Below are 269 nucleotides of genomic sequence, written 5' to 3' on the forward strand. Positions count from 1 at the left end.
AGACAACGCGAACTACGGCATCAACAGCACCGCCGGCGAGGGGGAAAGCAGCCATCCCTATGTGGTCGCCCAGCTGGCGGCCCATAACAGCCGTGGCAAGTACGCCAACGGCATCCAGGTGCACGGCGGCTCGGGCGGGGGCGGGATCGTCACGCTCGACAGCTCCCTTGGCAACGAATTCAGCCACGAGGTGGGCCACAACTATGGTCTCGGTCACTATGTCGGCGGCTTCCTGGGATCCGTACACCGCAGCGCGGAGGCGGTCAATT

Annotated in this window: 1 protein-coding gene; it reads left to right on the plus strand. The window is 64.7% G+C overall.

Features of this window, described 5'->3' with window-relative positions:
• Window positions 1-269, plus strand: a 269-nt coding sequence (locus tag B4920_RS26385) for a M66 family metalloprotease (RefSeq protein WP_216820060.1), incomplete at both ends; no start/stop codon positions are given.

It is taken from the genome of Zoogloea sp. LCSB751 (assembly GCF_002028455.1).
Lineage (GTDB): Bacteria > Pseudomonadota > Gammaproteobacteria > Burkholderiales > Rhodocyclaceae > Zoogloea.